Annotated in this window: 14 protein-coding genes; 5 read left to right on the forward strand and 9 right to left on the reverse strand. The window is 60.4% G+C overall.

What is annotated here, in order from left to right:
* Nucleotides 1-3: 3 nt before the first annotated feature.
* Genes ACMXYH_RS13690 through ACMXYH_RS13700 form a run of 3 tightly spaced genes read right to left on the reverse strand, consistent with a single transcriptional unit; the run spans nucleotide 4 to nucleotide 3,571 of the window.
* Complete coding sequence (locus tag ACMXYH_RS13690; RefSeq protein WP_415767389.1) at nucleotides 4-1,275, reverse strand: dihydrolipoamide acetyltransferase family protein; 1,272 nt, start codon at nucleotides 1,273-1,275, stop codon at nucleotides 4-6.
* The gene (locus tag ACMXYH_RS13695; protein WP_129444871.1) at nucleotides 1,276-2,334 is read right to left on the reverse strand and encodes an alpha-ketoacid dehydrogenase subunit beta; all 1,059 of its coding nucleotides are present in this window, start codon (nucleotides 2,332-2,334) and stop codon (nucleotides 1,276-1,278) included.
* A 1-nt stretch (nucleotide 2,335) separates the two neighbouring features.
* Nucleotides 2,336-3,571, reverse strand: coding sequence for a 3-methyl-2-oxobutanoate dehydrogenase (2-methylpropanoyl-transferring) subunit alpha (locus ACMXYH_RS13700; protein ID WP_415767390.1), 1,236 nt, complete (start codon nucleotides 3,569-3,571; stop codon nucleotides 2,336-2,338).
* A gap of 185 nt (nucleotides 3,572-3,756) precedes the next feature.
* On the opposite strand from ACMXYH_RS13700, the gene bkdR reads away from it, so the two are divergent.
* Nucleotides 3,757-4,242 (forward strand): Bkd operon transcriptional regulator BkdR, encoded by a 486-nt coding sequence (bkdR, locus tag ACMXYH_RS13705; protein ID WP_046048920.1) that lies wholly within the window; start codon nucleotides 3,757-3,759, stop codon nucleotides 4,240-4,242.
* A 115-nt stretch (nucleotides 4,243-4,357) separates the two neighbouring features.
* Here the strand turns inward: bkdR and ACMXYH_RS13710 are convergent, their stop codons facing one another.
* On the reverse strand, nucleotides 4,358-5,221 hold the full coding sequence (locus ACMXYH_RS13710; RefSeq protein WP_415767391.1) for an MBL fold metallo-hydrolase: 864 nt from the start codon (nucleotides 5,219-5,221) through the stop codon (nucleotides 4,358-4,360).
* A gap of 162 nt (nucleotides 5,222-5,383) precedes the next feature.
* On the opposite strand from ACMXYH_RS13710, the gene ACMXYH_RS13715 reads away from it, so the two are divergent.
* From ACMXYH_RS13715 to nahK, 4 genes are all read left to right on the forward strand, one after another.
* Nucleotides 5,384-6,190: a sulfite exporter TauE/SafE family protein gene (locus ACMXYH_RS13715; protein WP_415767392.1), complete on the forward strand. Its 807-nt coding sequence runs from the start codon at nucleotides 5,384-5,386 to the stop codon at nucleotides 6,188-6,190.
* Nucleotides 6,191-6,399: 209 nt separating this feature from the next.
* On the forward strand, nucleotides 6,400-7,584 hold the full coding sequence (locus tag ACMXYH_RS13720) for a porin (RefSeq protein WP_415767393.1): 1,185 nt from the start codon (nucleotides 6,400-6,402) through the stop codon (nucleotides 7,582-7,584).
* A gap of 255 nt (nucleotides 7,585-7,839) precedes the next feature.
* Nucleotides 7,840-9,006: a nitric oxide-sensing protein NosP gene (nosP, locus tag ACMXYH_RS13725; protein ID WP_415767394.1), complete on the forward strand. Its 1,167-nt coding sequence runs from the start codon at nucleotides 7,840-7,842 to the stop codon at nucleotides 9,004-9,006.
* Nucleotides 8,975-11,569, forward strand: a complete 2,595-nt coding sequence (gene nahK, locus ACMXYH_RS13730) for a hybrid sensor histidine kinase/response regulator NahK/ErcS' (RefSeq protein ID WP_415767693.1) — start codon at nucleotides 8,975-8,977, stop codon at nucleotides 11,567-11,569. Before nosP ends, nahK begins: the two co-directional genes overlap by 32 nt.
* Before the next feature lie 113 nt (nucleotides 11,570-11,682).
* Here nahK and ACMXYH_RS13735 read toward each other — a convergent pair whose 3' ends face one another.
* From ACMXYH_RS13735 to ACMXYH_RS13755, 5 genes are all read right to left on the reverse strand, one after another.
* Nucleotides 11,683-12,345, reverse strand: a complete 663-nt coding sequence (locus ACMXYH_RS13735; RefSeq protein ID WP_008149733.1) for a response regulator transcription factor — start codon at nucleotides 12,343-12,345, stop codon at nucleotides 11,683-11,685.
* Nucleotides 12,346-12,401: 56 nt separating this feature from the next.
* Entirely contained in the window at nucleotides 12,402-12,959 is a 558-nt protein-coding gene (locus ACMXYH_RS13740) for a PQQ-dependent catabolism-associated CXXCW motif protein (RefSeq protein WP_415767395.1), read from the reverse strand.
* A gap of 224 nt (nucleotides 12,960-13,183) precedes the next feature.
* Complete coding sequence (locus ACMXYH_RS13745; protein ID WP_415767396.1) at nucleotides 13,184-13,975, reverse strand: ABC transporter permease; 792 nt, start codon at nucleotides 13,973-13,975, stop codon at nucleotides 13,184-13,186.
* Nucleotides 13,972-14,703 carry an ABC transporter ATP-binding protein gene (locus ACMXYH_RS13750; protein WP_415767397.1) on the reverse strand — a complete coding sequence of 244 codons (732 nt, stop codon included), beginning with the start codon at nucleotides 14,701-14,703 and terminating at the stop codon, nucleotides 13,972-13,974. The genes ACMXYH_RS13745 and ACMXYH_RS13750 overlap by 4 nt, the downstream gene beginning before the upstream one ends.
* Nucleotides 14,700-15,674, reverse strand: a complete 975-nt coding sequence (locus tag ACMXYH_RS13755) for a YVTN family beta-propeller repeat protein (protein ID WP_415767398.1) — start codon at nucleotides 15,672-15,674, stop codon at nucleotides 14,700-14,702. The genes ACMXYH_RS13750 and ACMXYH_RS13755 overlap by 4 nt, the downstream gene beginning before the upstream one ends.
* Nucleotides 15,675-15,678 lie beyond the last annotated feature (4 nt).

Genomic DNA, 15,678 nt, shown 5'->3' on the forward strand with positions numbered 1-15,678 from the left:
TAATTAGTCCACAAACAGGGTGGCGGGTTGTTCGAGCAAGCCACGGATGGCCTGGATGAATTGCGCCGCGTCCATGCCATCGACCACGCGGTGATCGAAGGAGCTGGAGAGGTTCATCATCTTGCGAATCACGATCTGGCCTTTGGCGACCATCGGGCGTTCGACGATTTTGTTGACGCCCACGATCGCCACTTCCGGCAGGTTCAGCACCGGGGTGCTGACGATACCGCCCAAGGCGCCGAGGCTGGTCAGGGTGATGGTCGAACCGGACAATTCATCGCGGCTGGCCTTGCCATTACGGGCAGCGGTAGCGAGGCGGGAAATTTCCTGAGCGCTGTCCCACAAGCTGCGGGTTTCAGCGTGACGGACCACCGGCACCATCAAACCGATATCGGCTTGTGTGGCGACGCCGACATGCACCGCGCCAAGACGCGTGATGACCTGGGCTTCGTCGTCGTAACGGGCGTTGATCTGCGGGAAGTCGCGCAGGGCAACAACCAGAGCGCGGACCAGAAACGGCAGCAAGGTCAGCTTGCCGCGGGTCGCGCCGTGTTTTTCGTTCAGATGAGCGCGCAGTTCTTCCACGGCGGTGACGTCGATTTCTTCGACGTAACTGAAGTGAGCGGCGCGCTGAGTGGCATCCTGCATGCGCTGGGCAATCTTGCGGCGCATGCCGATGACCGGGATTTGTTCTTCGTCGTTACGCTGGGCGTAAGCGGCGGCAGCGGTGGATTGCGGCTGCTGACCCTGGGCCAGATAGGCGTCGAGGTCTTCGTGCAATACGCGACCGGCAGGGCCGGTGCCACGCACCAGACGCAACTGGATGCCGAGGTCCAGCGCATGTTTGCGCACGGCCGGGGAGGCCAGCGGACGCTCATCAGCTTCGCGAGCGACCATCGGACCTTGGCATACGGCCGCTCGCGGCGCTGCAGCGGGAACCGGTTTGCTTTCAACAGCGGCTGCAACTTTCGGTGCCGCAACCGGCGCTTCTTTGACAGGTGCAGGCTGAGCCGACTCTTTAACGTTGCCCGCGCCTTCGACTTCAATGCTGATCAGGATGCTGCCAACCGCCATGACTTCGCCGGGCACACCGCCCAGCGCAATCACCTTGCCGTTCACCGGCGAAGGGATGTCGACCATCGCCTTGTCGGTCATGACATCGGCCAGTACCTGATCTTCAACGACCATGTCGCCGACTTTGACGTGCCATACCGACAATTCAACTTCTGCAATGCCTTCACCAATGTCCGGCATTTTAATAACGTGCGTGCCCATTCAGACCTCCATAACCCGATGCAAAGCCGCGCCCACTCGGGACGGACCAGGGAAATACGCCCACTCTTGTGCGTGCGGGTAGGGAGTGTCCCAACCGGTGACGCGCTCGATAGGCGCTTCCAGGTAGTGGAAGCAGTGCTCTTGCACCAGGGCGACCAGTTCGGCGCCGAAACCGCAGGTGCGGGTTGCTTCATGAACGATCACGCAACGGCCGGTTTTCTTCACCGACTTGACGATGGTCTCCAGGTCCAGCGGCCACAGGCTGCGCAGGTCGATGACTTCAGCGTCGATGCCGGTTTCTTCAGCCGCCACTTGCGATACATAAACGGTGGTGCCGTAGGTCAGGATGGTTACGTCCTTGCCGGGACGCGCGATGGCGGCCACGTCCAGCGGCACGGTGTAGTAACCGTCCGGCACTTGCGCGGCCGGGTGTTTCGACCACGGGGTAACCGGGCGTTCGTGGTGACCGTCGAACGGGCCGTTGTACAGGCGTTTTGGCTCGAGGAAAATCACCGGGTCATCGTTTTCGATGGAGGCGATCAGCAAGCCTTTGGCGTCGTAAGGGTTGGACGGCATCACCGTGCGCAAACCGCAGACCTGGGTGAACATCGCTTCGATGCTCTGGCTGTGCGTCTGGCCGCCGTAGATGCCGCCGCCGCAAGGCATGCGCAGGGTCATCGGCGCGGTGAACTCGCCGGCCGAGCGATAACGCAGGCGGGCGGCTTCGGAAATGATCTGGTCCGACGCCGGGTAAACGTAATCGGCGAACTGGATCTCGGCCACTGGCCGCAGACCGTAAGCGCCCATGCCCACGGCGACGCCGACGATCCCACTTTCGGAGATCGGCGCGTCGAACACCCGGGAGGTGCCGTACTTGTTCTGCAGGCCTTCGGTGCAACGGAACACGCCGCCGAAGTAGCCCACGTCCTGGCCGAACACCACGACGTTGTCGTCACGCTCAAGCATCACATCCATGGCCGAGCGCAGGGCCTGGATCATGGTCATGGTGGTCGTGGTCATGGCGGTTTCCAACTCGATTTTGTTGTTGTGATCGTTCATGTCAGATCCCCAACTCTTGACGCTGGCGCTTCAAGTGCTCCGGCATCTCTTTATAGACGTCTTCGAACATGGTCGCGGCGCTCGGAATCTGGCCGCCGGCGAGGGTGCCGTACTGTTCGGCTTCTTTCTGCGCGGCGATCACTTCGGCTTCCAGTTCGGCGCTGACGGCGAGGTGTTCCTCTTCGGACCACTGACCGATTTTCACCAGGTGCTGCTTCAGGCGCGCAATCGGGTCGCCCAACGGGAAGTAGCTCCAGTCGTCGGCAGGACGGTATTTGGACGGATCATCAGAAGTCGAGTGCGGACCGGCGCGGTAGGTGACCCATTCGATCATGGTCGGGCCGAGGTTGCGGCGGGCGCGTTCGGCGGCCCAGGCAGAGGCGGCGTATACCGCGACGAAATCGTTGCCATCGACCCGCAGGGAGGCAATGCCGCAACCGACGCCACGACCGGCAAAGGTAGTCGCTTCACCACCGGCAATCGCCTGGAACGTGGAGATTGCCCACTGGTTGTTGACCACGTTGAGGATCACTGGCGCACGGTAAACGTGGGCGAAGGTGAGGGCGGTGTGGAAGTCGGATTCAGCGGTAGCGCCGTCGCCGATCCAGGCCGAGGCGATTTTGGTATCGCCCTTGATCGCCGAGGCCATGCCCCAGCCCACGCCTTGTACGAATTGGGTGGCAAGGTTGCCGGAAATAGTGAAGAAGCCGAAGTCTTTGACCGAATACATGATCGGCAGCTGGCGGCCCTTGAGCGGATCGCGCTCGTTGGACAGCAATTGGCAAATCAGGTCCACCAGCGGTACTTCACGCGCCATCAAAATGCTTTGCTGACGGTAGGTGGGGAAGCACATGTCGTCGATGTTCAAGGCCAGGGCCTGGGCGCTGCCGATGGCTTCTTCGCCAAGGCTCTGCATGTAGAACGACATTTTTTTCTGACGCTGGGCGACCACCATGCGGTTGTCGAAGATCCGCGTCTTGAGCATGGCGCGCATGCCTTTACGCAGGATCTCGACCGGCACGCCTTCGCCCCAAGGACCGAGGGCATTGCCCTCGTCATCGAGCACGCGAATCAGGCCCTTGGCCAGGTCAGCCGTGTCGGCCGGTTCAACGTCGATTGGGGGTTTGCGCACCGTGCCGGCGTCGGTCAGACGCAGGTAGGAGAAGTCGGTTTTGCAGCCAGGACGGCCCGATGGTTCGGGAACGTGCAGTTGCAGCGGTTCGTACGCTTGGTTCATGGCTTCTACGCTCGATCTTGTGAATTTCTTGTAGTGAGCTGACCGTCATTCTTCGATAAAAGAAATCTTGTCCTACAACAATCATAGGCCGGGCCAAGAAGAATATTTCTCTCTGTTTCGTTGCGTTGGCGATCATTTGAGGATAAAAAATCTGCATAAACATAAAAAACAGGTGGTTTTGTCTCATGCGCAAACTGGACCGTACCGATATCGGCATTTTGAACAGCCTTCAGGAGAACGCGCGCATCACCAACGCCGACCTCGCACGCTCGGTCAATCTGTCGCCAACTCCGTGCTTCAACCGGGTCAAGGCGATGGAAGAATTGGGCCTGATTCGTGAGCAAGTGACGCTGCTGGATGCCGAGCTGCTGGGGCTGCATGTGAACGTGTTCATTCACGTCAGCCTGGAAAAACAGGTGGAGGAGGCGTTGCAGCATTTCGAAGAAGCGATCTCGGATCGCCCGGAAGTGATGGAGTGCTATTTGATGGCCGGCGACCCGGACTATTTGATCCGGGTGCTGGTGCCAACCATTCAGTCGCTGGAGCGCTTCATGATGGACTTTTTGACCAAGGTGCCCGGCGTGGCGAACATTCGGTCGAGCTTTGCGCTCAAACAAGTGCGCTATAAAACTGCGCTGCCGTTGCCGGCCAACGGCTTGACCCTCGCCTAAAGGCAAGATCAAAGATCGCAGCCTCGTTCCACTCGACAGCTCCTACAGGGGTTCAGCGTACGCACGCGATCAATGTAGGAGCTGTCGAGTGAAACGAGGCTGCGATCTTTTGATCTCAAAGCTTATTGATCGGGATTTTGAGGTAGGTCACGCCATTGCCCTCGGCCGGCGGCAAATTCCCCGCCCGCACATTCACCTGGATCGCCGGCAGCAACAGCGTCGGCATGCCCAACCCCGCATCGCGCTGGGTGCGCATGGTGACGAACGCGGCTTCGTCGATACCGTCATGGATATGAATGTTGCTTTTGCGCTGCTCGCCCACCGTGCTCATGCACTGAGGTTCGCGGTCTGCGGGCGGGTAATCGTGGCAGACATAAAGTCGAACGCTGGCAGGGAAGGCCAGCAGTTTGCGAATCGAAGCAAACATCTGGTTGGCATTGCCGCCGGGAAAGTCGCAGCGCGCGGTGCCCACATCCGGCATGAACAGCGTATCGCCCACCAGAATCACATCGCTGTCGATCAGATAGGCCATGTCCGCTGGCGTGTGGCCGGGAACATGCAGTGCCGTGGCCTTGAGGTTGCCGATCCTGAATGATTCGTCCGGCGCGAACAGATGGTCGAACTGCGAACCGTCACTGCGAAATTCCGGCTCAAGGTTGAACAGGGTCTTGAACACGCCCTGAACCTTACTGATCGACTGACCAATCGCAATCTTCCCGCCCAGTTCCCGACGCAGATACGGTGCGGCGGACAGGTGATCGGCATGGGCGTGGGTTTCCAGCAGCCATTGCACCTGCAACTGATTTTGGCGAACGAAGGCGATGATCTTGTCGGCCTGGGTGGTGCCGGTTCGCCCGGCGGCGGGGTCGTAGTCGAGTACCGGGTCGACGATGGCGCAGTGCCCGCCATCGTGCTCGTAGATGACGTAGCTGAAGGTCGACGAGGCAGGGTCTAAAAAAGCTTCAATCAAGGCGGGCATGGTGGCCGTTTCTTTCTGGACAAGTCATGAGGGTAGTTTCATTTTCCCTGCGCTGACCAGCCCGCATCAATTCAATTAATGAAAAAAGTTGTGCGGGCTCTATCCTGTCAGTCATCGATACCGGGCGCTCCCGGCTTTTTTTTTGCAGATCACGAGTGTTTTATGTTGCTGGCGAGCTTTTTTGGCGTGGTGATGGGGTTGGTGCTGGGGTTGACCGGGGCCGGTGGCGGCATTCTTGCGGTGCCGGCGCTGGTATTGGGGTTGGGCTGGACCATGACGCAAGCCGCGCCGGTCGCGCTGTTTGCGGTGGGCAGTGCGGCGGCTGTCGGCGCCATTGACGGGTTGCGCCATGGCCTGGTGCGCTACCGCGCAGCGTTGCTGATCGCCCTGCTGGGGGCGATTTTTTCGCCGATCGGCATCTACTTCGCCCATCAGTTGCCGGAAAAAATCCTGATGATTCTGTTCAGTCTGCTGATGGCCATGGTGGCCTGGCGGATGCTGCGTCGTGAGCGCCAGGACGAAGGTCCAAGCGACCACGGGCACGCCAACTGGGGCCAGAAGAACTGCATGCTCGATCAGCAGACCGGGCGCTTTTCCTGGACCGCCAAGTGCACCGCGACCCTCGCGGCATTGGGCGCGGTGACCGGTGTGGTCTCCGGGCTGCTCGGGGTGGGCGGCGGCTTCCTGATCGTCCCGGCGTTCAAGCAGCTGACCGATGTGCAGATGCGCGGGATTGTTGCCACGTCCTTGATGGTGATCAGCCTGATTTCCGCCATCGGCGTGATCGGCGCGTTTCAGGCCGGGGTGCGAATCGACGGTTTGGGCGTGGCGTTTATCGTCGCCAGCATCGTCGGCATGATCATTGGCCGAAGACTTTGCGCGCGAGTACCGGCCCGGGGATTGCAGATCGGCTTCGCCAGCATCTGTGTCGTGGTCGCCGCTTACATGCTGTTTAGAGCGGGCGTCTAGCAAGTACCGGTTCCTGTGTACGCCAGTCCGTTCCACAGGCGTACACCTTAAGTTTCGGGCCTCGTCGACGGAGGGTCTTACACCGAACTTGTCGCGCATTACCTGCCACTCCAAAGCACTTCAAAACCGCCTCCAAGGCAGCGTATGACGCCGCCGGTCAGCTTTCGATAATCGCCTCCGACATCCAGTCCCCCGCTGCGGAGCGCGTCATGCACAACAATAAGAACATCAAGCATCGTTTCTTGCCTGCCTTCATCGCCAGCCTGTCGACCCTGGGTTTGAGCTCGATGGCTCAAGCCGAGATCATGCTGTACGACAAGGACCAGACCACGTTTTCCACCGACGGCTACATCAACGCCTTCTATGTGAACAGCAAAGTGGACCGTGCCGGCGACCTGTTCGACCGGCGACAGGCGCGTGTGAAGATGGGGTTTCTGCCCAACTATCTGGGCTTCAACATGAGCAAGCAGATCGACGACCTCAAGCTCGGCGCCCGGTCCTCCTTCTGGGTGACCATCAACGACAGTGAAACCAACGGCACCGACACCGCCATCGACGTGCGGCAGTTCTACGGCACCGTGGCCAACCCGGAGTGGGGCGAAGTGCTGATCGGCAAGGACTTCGGTCTGTTCGCCCGTTCCAACATCCTGCTGGATGAAATGCTCGCCGGTTACGGCCAAGTCAGCGATTCCCTGGGGCTGGTGGATGGTGGGGGGGTGTCGTTCGGCAACATCGGCACGGGCTATCCGTACCCGTTCCCGACGTCGCAGATCACCTACCGCACGCCGGTGATGGAGGGTTTGCGGGTGGCCGTGGGGATCATGGACCCGGTGGACACCAACGACAGCAGCCCGACAGGCAAGGCTTACCAAGAGAACCCGCGTACCGAGAGCGAGATCACCTATCAGTTCGACGTTGCCGGGGCGAAGATCTACAGCTGGGTCAACGGCAGCTACCAGACGTCGGACAATACCGATTCCACCGTCCAGTCCGTCACCTCTAAAGGCGTCGGCTATGGCGTGCAGGCGAAAATGGGCGGCTTGTCCCTCACCGGCTCCGGCTTCCAGGCCAAGGGCATCAACCCGTTCTTCACCAACAACGCCGGCGAACCGACCCTGCGCAACGTCGACAGCGACGGTTACCTGCTGCAGGGCTCCTACAAACTGGGCAAGAACCGGCTGGCCTTGTCTTACGGCAAGACCAACGACGACGGCAATGGCGTGGTCGGCAGCGGCGCGGACTACGAAACACGCGGCATTGCGCTGTTCCATGACGTCAATGACAACCTCAAGCTGGTGGCCGAGTACAACCAGTTCGCAATCAACGGCCACGACACCAATGCCCAGGACGAAGACACCGACACCTTTGCGGTGGGAGCTGTGCTGACCTGGTAAGCCTGTCATTGGCATCATGCAGATCCCTGTGGGAGCGGGCTTGCTCGCGAAAGCGCAGTGTCAGGCGACATCAAAGTTGACTGAAAGGCCGCCTTCGCGAGCAAGCCCGCTCCCACAGGGGATGTGTGGTGTTGTAGATCCTGAGCACCGCTCTAATCCCATCGAAGCGGCTACCCGCTACCCAAGTAGCATACGTAGCAGCTCACAGGCTTCGTACACTCGTGCCTCATACATTCGCACCTGCGGGAGGCGACGATGCAGCAGGTCCAGAGTGATGAAGGTGTGGTCAGCGCAATGTCCCAGGCCACCGATGCCCAACAGGTGGCCCAGGAGCTGGCGCGACAACTGTTGCACCCGCACTTGGGCTTCGTGCTGTTCTTCTGTTCCGCCGAGTACGACTTGCAGGCGCTGGGCCAGGCCTTGCAACAATGCTTCGGCGGCATTCGCCTGGTGGGTTGCACCAGCGCCGGGGAAATCACGCCCTTGGGCTACGGCCGCAATTGCGTGACCGCGGTGGGCTTCGACCATCGGCATTTCTCCATCGACGCCGAACTGATCTCCGAAATGGAGCGTTTCAGCCTGATCGACGCCCAGCAAATGGTCGAGCGACTGGTCAGTGGCTGTCGCAGCAACACCCAGGCGCCGATCAAGGGCAACAGCTTTGCGTTGACCCTGCTCGATGGTTTGTCCAGTCGTGAAGAAATGGTCCTCGCGGCCCTCAGTGCAGCGTTGGGCGACATTCCGCATTTCGGCGGTTCGGCCGGCGATGACAATTACCTGACCCACACTCACGTCTATTTCAATGGCGAGTTCCACAGCGGCGCGGCGGTGGTGGTGCTGGTCAATACCTGGCTGGATTTCGAAGTTTTCACCACCCACCACATTCTGCCCCGAGCAGAAAAACTGGTGGTCACCGGGGCCGACAGCGCCTCACGCCGGGTCTTTGAACTCAATGCCGAGCCGGCCGCCGAGGAGTACGCCCGGCACATTGGCGTGCCAGTGGCGGAGCTCGATCATCGGATCTTCGCCGCGCACCCGTTGGCGGTGCGGATCAATGATCAGTATTACGTGCGCGCCATCCAGCAGGTTCATCCGGACCTGAGCCTGAGTTTCTACTGCGCGGTGGAAAACGGCATCGTCCTCACGGTCATGACGCCAGGCCCGATGCTGCCGAACCTGCAAACCCTGTTCGAAGGCTTGCAGGAGCGCCTCGGCGATCTGTTGCTGACCATCGGCTGCGACTGCTTTCTCAGGCGTCTGGAACTGGAAGACGGCGGCAGTCTGGAACAGATCGGAACATTTTTGCGTGACCAACGGGTGATGGGTTTCAACACCTACGGAGAACAGTTCAATGGCATGCACATCAACCAGACCTTCACCGGGGTTGCCATTGCCCGAGGCCGGTCCCCTGGACACCGTTGAGCTTCAGGCACAGATCGCCAGCCTGCAGCTCGACAACCACAAACTGCAGCGTATCAATGGCGCGCTGATCGAGCGGATCGAGTCCGGCATCACCCGCGGCAACGACCCGTACGCGGCGTTCCAGCATTCGGTGGTGCTGGCCGAGCAGGTGCGTGAACGCACCGACGCGTTGAATCAGGCCATGGCCGAACTCAAGTCGGGCAATCACTTGCTCAGCGAGGCGCGCCTGCGGGCGGAAACCGCGCATCAGCATTTGATCGATGCCATCGAGAGCATTTCCGATGCGTTTGTGCTCTTCGATGCGGACCAGCGGATCGTGCTGTTCAACAGCCGCTTCAAGGCGTTCTGGGGCAACAGCCGGGTGCGGATCAACGCCGGCATGCGCCTGGCCGAGGTCAAGCGGCTGATGTCCGCCACCGGGCTGTTCACTGAAGAGCCGCGTGGGCATGCCGACGAAAACCTGCTCTATCGCTTGCAGGACGGTCGCTGGTTGCAAGTCAGCGAACGACCGACTCAGGAAGGCGGGCGGGTGATCCTGTTCACCGACATTACCGACGTCAAACTCAGCGAAACCGTGCGCCGCGAGCAGGCGGTCGCGCAGAAATCCCATTTGTTGCAACGGGCGGTCGACAACCTGTCCCAAGGCGTGGCCATGGTCAACGCCGAGGGCATCCTGGAGTTGTGGAACCGGCGTTTCCTCGAACTGAGTGGCTTGGCGCCGGTGGCGGCTCATCGACCGTTTGCCGAAGTGATCGGCGACAGCGAGTTGAACCTGCTGACCCCTGCCAGTCGGGATCTAAACGGGCGGCACGTGCAGGAATGCGAGCAGCGCCTCTACGATGGCCGGGTGCTGGAAATCCGCACCCATCCATTGCCCACCGGCGGTTTTGTCAACACCTTCACCGACATCACCGAACGCTACCAACACGCCGAAGCGCTGAGCGAAAGCGAGCGCTGGATTCGCCTGATCACCGACCATGTGCCGGCGCTGATTGCCTACCTGAATGCCGATCTGGTCTACGAGTTCACCAACAAGGTGTATGAAGAATGGTACTGCTGGCCTCGGGGCGTGATGCTTGGTCAGAGCCTGCGCGAAGTCCACAGCGAACAGCATTACCAGCGCCTGGAAGCCTACGTGGCCCGGGCCTTGGCCGGTGAGAGCGTGACGTTCGAGTTCGCCGAAACCAACATCAACAATCAGGAGCGCTACATGCTGCGCTCCTACGTACCCAATCGCCTGGCCACCGGGGAAGTGGTGGGGATTTTCGTGTTGATCCGCGACATCACCGAACGCCGCCGCACCGCCGAGGCGCTGCACCAGGCCTATCAGAATCTTGAGTTGCGGGTGCGCGAACGGACGGCAGAACTGACCACGCTCAACGACCAATTGTTGCGTGAGATCGACGAGCGTCGGCGGGCGGAATCTCGCCTGCGTGAAGCCAAACTCGAGGCCGAGCAGGCCAACCTGTCGAAGACCAAGTTTCTCGCCGCCGTCAGTCACGACCTGCTGCAACCGCTCAACGCCGCGCGGCTGTTTACCAGCGCGTTGCTCGAACGGCGGGAGCCCGTGGCCAATGCGATTTTGGTGCGTAATGTCAGCAACTCCCTGGAAGACGTGGAGAACCTGCTGGGTACGCTGGTGGACATCTCCAAGCTGGATGCCGGAGTGATCAAGGCCGACATTGCGCCGTTTGCCCTGAGCGAATTGCTGGAAAACCTCTCGGCCGAGTACACCCAGGTGGCCCGCAGCGAAGGCCTGGAGCTGCATTTCATCCCTTGTTCCGCGCTGGTGCGCAGCGACATTCAGTTGCTGGCGCGGATTCTTCGAAATCTGCTGAGCAACGCCATTCGCTACACCTACAGCGGTCGTGTGGTGCTCGGTTGTCGGCGTCATCACCAGCGCCTGTCGATCGAGGTCTGGGACAGCGGCATGGGTATCGCCGAAAACCGCCTCGAGGAGATTTTTCAGGAGTTCAAACGCGGTGATGTACAGCGTCCAGATCAGGATCGCGGGTTAGGCCTGGGTCTGGCGATTGTGGAAAAGATTGCCGGGATTCTCGGTCACCGCATTCATGTGCGTTCGTGGCCGGGCAAGGGCTCGATGTTCTCGGTCGAAGTGCCGCTCAGCGCCACGGCACCCAAGACGCTGCCGAGTCTGCTGATGAGTGAACCGATGCTTGAACGTCTGCGTGGGGCGAGGGTGTGGGTGCTGGACAACGACGCGGCCATTTGCGCCGGCATGCGCACGTTGCTCGAAGGGTGGGGGTGTCTGGTGGTCACAGCGCTGTCCGAGGAGGACCTGGCGCGGCAAGTGGACAACTATCACGAAGAAGCAGACTTGCTGATTGCCGACTATCACCTGAATGACGATCAGAACGGCGTCGATGCCGTGGCCCGGATCAACGCCCGTCGCGGTTCGGCGATTCCGGCGATGATGATCACCGCTAATTACAGCAATGAACTCAAGCAGCAGATTCGTGAGCTGGGCCACACCCTGATGCACAAACCGGTGCGGCCGATGAAGCTCAAGACGGCGATGAGCCATTTGCTCGGTAGGCCTTGAGGCTTCTGGTGTCTGTACTGGCCTCTTCGCGAGCAAGCCCGCTCCCACATTTGACCGAGTTCACTCAGATCCAATGTGGGAGCGGGCTTGCTCGCGAAGAGGGCGACTCGGTCTCAACGCCGTAAGTAAGACCCGAAATCAATATCCCCGGCACTCAAAATCGCCTGCACCCGATTGTGCACATTGAGTTTGCGCAGGATTGCCGAGACGTGGGCCTTGACCGTGGTTTCGGCGATTTCCAGGGTGTAGGCGATCTGTTTGTTCGACTCGCCCTTGGTCATGCGTTCGAGCACCAGCAACTGCTTGCGGGTCAAGGCCTGGAGCAATTCAGGTGGGAAGCTCGGGGCATCGTTCATGCGCCTTGTACCGCATTTTTGTGTGCGGATGATGTCCGGCGGCAAGTAGACATTGCCGTTGAGGATCTGCTGGATGGCCTCGGTCATCTGCACCCGTGGCGAGGATTTGGTGATGAAACCCACCGCACCATAAGTGATGGCTTGCAGCACGACTTGTTTGTCCTGTTCGGCCGAGACGATCACCACCGGAATGGTTGGCGCCTCGTTGCGCAGGTTGATCAGGCCATTGAGGCCGTGCATGCCGGGCATGTTCAGGTCGAGCAGGATCAGGTCCAGGTCGTCGTGTTCCTGCGTCAGCACCAAGGCGCTGTCCAGGTCGGCGGTTTCCATCACCTCGCTGCCGGGGAAACCGTCGCTGATGACGTTATGAATGGCTTCGCGAAACAGCGGGTGATCGTCGGCAATCAGAATTTTGTACATAGCCTTTCACCTCATTATTTTGATTAGGGTGTGGCAACAACACGCACGCGTAACGGTCAGGGAAAGGGCTCGGGCTGAGCCAGCGTTACGGGCAGGTTGGCGGCCTGCCAGGCGTCCAGGCCGTCGCGATACCAATACAGCGTCTTATAGCCCATGGCGGCGGCGCGCTTCACGGCGTTCCAACTCAGCCAACAATCGGAGCGGCAGTAGAAGACCAGCGGTTGCGCGAGATCACCTGCGGTCAATGAGTTCAGCTTACGCGCAAAATAGTCCTGCCAGTCGGGCGTCAGGTCACCGTCGCCGGTATTGGCCAGCCAATGGCTGCCAGGGAGGTTTTCGTGGGGCTGGTCCTCGATGAAACGTCCTTGCAACCACTGACGGCGGTAGACGTCGATCAGCACCGGACGCGGCGTCTGGGTCAGCAGGGTTTGCAGGGCCGCGGTATCGATGATGCCGGCGCCCTGGACTTGATTCGGGGTCGGGCTGCGGTACAGCCCGATGCGATAGCCGTCAGCGGAAAACAGCAGTGTTTCGGCCTGCGCGACGCCCAATAACAGGCTCAGCGATAGCGCAGCGAGAGAAGGGCGCAGCAGACGACGTCGGGCACGCGGCATGGGGTTCAATCCTTATAGTTATGAACCTATTACATGCCAGTCTCGGTGCGATTGGAATGCGACGATAGACAGGGAAACCAGTACTAAAGTAGTAATTTCACCTGATCGCTGGTTGCTTTATGTGGGAGCGGGCTTGCTCGCGAAGGCGGTGTGTCAGTCAACGTAAATGTTGAATGTGAAGCCGCATTCGCGAGCAAGCCCGCTCCCACATTGGATCTGTGTTGTCAGTTGGTTTTGCGCAGGGCGGCGTGTTGCGGGTTAAAGGTGAATACGGCGAGCAGGGCGAATACCAGCGTCAGCCCCACGCACACCGCCAGCGCCAACGGATTGAAGCGTTCATACAGGGCAAACCGCACCAGTTCCACCGCATGGGTGAACGGGTTCAATGCGCACAACCAGTACAACCACTCGCTGGACTCGCGCATCTTCCACAGCGGATACAGCGCCGATGACAGGAAAAACAGCGGGAAGATCACGAAATTCATCACCCCGGCAAAGTTCTCCAGCTGACGGATCGCGTTCGACAGCAACAGGCCCAACGCGCTGAGCATCAAAGCCACCAGCAGCAATGCCGGCAAGGCGATCAACAGCCCCATGGCCGGTGGCCGCACGCCATACACCCAGGCAATCGCCAGAAATGCGTAGACCTGCAACAGCGAGATCAACGAGGTGGCCAACAGTTTGCTGCACAGTAGGAAAGTACGGGGCAGAGGGCTGGTCAGCAGCACGCGCATGCTGCCCATTTCCCGGTCGTAGACCATCGACAGCGAACCTTGCATGCCGTTGAACAGCAGGATCATGCAGGCAAGGCCAGGGATGATGTAGACCTCGTAGGGAATGTAGGTGTCATAGGGCTCGATGATCGCGATCCCGAGTGCCGCGCGAAAACCGGCGGCGAACACCAGCAGCCACAACAACGGCCGCACCAGCGCACTGAGAAACCGCGTGCGCTGCAACACAAAACGCAGCCATTCACGCAGCACGATGCCGCTGAAACATTGCCAGTAGGCATTCATTGGGCGGCTCCTGAAGTCGTCAGTCGAGTGAAGGCCGAACCGAGGTCGCCGCCGTGTTCCAGGCTCAGGGCGTCGGCTTGTCCGCTGGCGACCAGCCGGCCCTGATGCAGGATCAACAAGTCGTCGCTCGGCTGTACTTCATCGAGTAAGTGAGTGGTCCAAAGCACGCTGATGCCTTGCTCGCTGCACAAACTGCGGATGTGCTGATTGAGCGCCAGCCGACTGGCCGGGTCGAGGCCGACGCTGGCCTCGTCGAGCAGCAGCAGGCGCGGTTCATGCAGCAACGCGCGGGCGATTTCCACCCGGCGACGGTGGCCGCCATTGAGTTCGCGAACCCGCTCGCGACGGCGTTCGGTCAAGGCCTGACGTGCCAGTTCGGCGTCGACCCGCAGGCTGGTCTGACGTCGGGACATCCCATGCAGTGCGGCGTGATAGCGCAGGTTCTGCTCGACGCTGAGGTCCAGATCCAATGTGCTTTGCTGAAACACCACACCCAATTGCTTGAGCGCCGGACGCGCCGCGTTGCGCAGTGAACAGCCGCCAACGCGGATGTCACCGCGCTGCACGTCGTAGAGTCGAGTGAGCAGGGCAATCAGCGTCGATTTGCCCGCGCCGTTCGGCCCCAGCAATGCAGCAAAACGGCCGGGTGCCAGGCTGAAACTCACCTGGCGCAACGCCTCTTTCGCACCATAAGCGAAACTCAGCTCGTTGACTTCGAGTGCGTTCATGGGGTCACCACCACGCCCCACGGATAACGCCCGACCTTGATCGATTGGGTGACCTTGAGGCTGTCGACATCGATCACCGACACGTCGCCGCTGACGCCATTGGTGGCCAGCAATTGCTTTTGATCCGGGGTAAACGACATCTGCCAGACCCGTCGCCCGACCAACAGATAATCAAGAATTTCGAAGGTCTTGGCGTCGATCACCGCCACATGATTGGCCGGGCCGAGGGCGACGAAACCGTACTTGCCGTCGGCGCTGAGCTTGATGCCCACCGGTTGAACCTTATCCGGGTGCACGCCCTTGATCTGGAAGGTCAGTGTCTTGAGGGTTTTGCGGGTAGCGACGTCGAGAATGGTCACCGTGCCGCCGATTTCCGCCGAGGCCCAAAGCTTGGAGCCATCCGGCGTGAACTCGACGAAGCGCGGCCGCTGATCCACCAGGGTGCTGTCGGCCAGGGTCTGGGTGCTGGTGTCGATCCAGTGCAGCATATTGGTGGTTTCGCTGGTGTTCACCGCCCACTTGCCGTCGGGGCTGACGGCCATGCCTTCGGGTTCGACGCCGACGTTGATCTGGCTCAGCACCTTGGAGGTTTCGGTGTCGATCACCGTTACCAGGGCATCGTCTTCGTTGGAAACGTACAGCCAGCGATTGTTGGGGTGCAGGGCGAACTGCTCAGGGTCTTTGCCCGAGGGCAGCTCCTTGATGATTTTGCGCGTGGCGACGTCCATCACCTGGACCCGGTCCGAGTCGCTGGCGCAGATGTACAGCAGCTTATTGTCGTGGGACAGCAGCAGGCCGCGTGGGCGCTGGCCAACAGGCAAGGTGTCGGTGACTTGCAGGGTCTGCAGGTCAACCAGGCTGAGGCTGTTGTCCTTTTCGTTGGAGACCCAGGCAATGCTGGCCGCGGCCTGCCCGGCGGCGAGCAGCAGGGCCCAGAAAAATAGGGAGCGGCAGAGCAGGCTGCGGCGCATGGCG

It is taken from the genome of Pseudomonas frigoris, from assembly GCF_047758635.1.
GTDB lineage: Bacteria > Pseudomonadota > Gammaproteobacteria > Pseudomonadales > Pseudomonadaceae > Aquipseudomonas > Aquipseudomonas frigoris.